Origin of the sequence: Cellulomonas septica, assembly GCF_012396155.1 — a bacterium.
GTDB classification, from domain to species: domain Bacteria; phylum Actinomycetota; class Actinomycetes; order Actinomycetales; family Cellulomonadaceae; genus Cellulomonas; species Cellulomonas septica.
Genome location: NZ_JAAXOY010000892.1, coordinates 1 through 1,090, shown reverse-complemented (window position 1 = coordinate 1,090; position 1,090 = coordinate 1). Strand labels below are relative to the sequence as shown.

Genomic DNA, 1,090 nt, shown 5'->3' with positions numbered 1-1,090 from the left:
CGTCCCCGCCCCCGAGGCCACGCCCGTCCCCGTCGAGTCCGTCGTCGAGGAGGTGGGCAACGTCGTCGGGCCCGTGCTCGCCGTCGCGGCTGGCGTCGTCGCCGCGTACCTCCTCGCGATGCTCGTGGGCGTGCTCGTCCGGCGCCTCGCACGACGCTCGGCCGTCGCGGCCGACCTGACCCGGCGCTCGCGCCGCCCCACCCGGGCCGTGCTGCTCGTCGTCGGCGTGTGGGTCGCGCTGCGGCTCAGCACGGAGCCCGCCCCGTGGCGCGTCACCGTCGAGCACGTGCTGCTCATCCTGCTGATCGTCACGCTCGCGTGGCTGGTCGGGAGCCTCGCGTTCGTGCTCGAGGACGCCGCGCTCGCGCGGTACCGGATCGACGTCGAGGACAACCGGCGCGCCCGGCGCGTGCGCACGCAGGTGCAGCTGCTCCGGCGCATCACGGTCGCGGTGCTCGTGGTGTGCGCGATCGCCGCGATCCTCCTCACGTTCCCGTCGGCGCGGACCTTCGGCGCGAGCCTGCTCGCGTCGGCCGGGCTGCTGTCGATCGTCGCGGGCCTCGCCGCCCAGAGCTCGCTCGCCAACCTGTTCGCCGGGATGCAGCTCGCGTTCACCGACGCGATCCGCGTCGACGACGTCGTCGTGGTCGACGGCGAGTGGGGGCGGATCGAGGAGATCACGCTCACGTACGTCGTCGTGCACGTGTGGGACGACCGGCGCCTCATCCTGCCGTCGACGCACTTCACGACCACGCCGTTCGAGAACTGGACCCGCCGCCAGGCCGACCTGCTGGGCACCGTCGAGCTGGACCTCGACTGGGAAGTCCCGGTCGACGCGATGCGCGCCGAGCTCACCCGGCTGCTCGAGGCGACGGACCTGTGGGACGGCCGCGTCGGCATCCTGCAGGTCACCGACGCGGTCGGCGGGGCGGTGCGGGTCCGGGTCCTCGCGAGCGCGCGCGACGCGCCCACGCTGTTCGACCTGCGGTGCTACGTGCGCGAGGGGCTGGTCGGCTGGCTCCAGCGCGAGGCGCCCGAGGGCCTGCCGCGGACGCGATGGGAGGCGCGGGGCCCGGTCGCCGAACCGCCC

Annotated in this window: 1 protein-coding gene; it reads left to right on the top strand. The window is 74.9% G+C overall.

Features of this window, described 5'->3' with window-relative positions; genetic code table 11:
- Positions 1–118: 118 nt before the first annotated feature.
- The coding region (locus tag HGA02_RS20065; RefSeq protein ID WP_246248145.1) for a mechanosensitive ion channel family protein at positions 119–1,090 on the top strand (972 nt) is incomplete at its 3' end.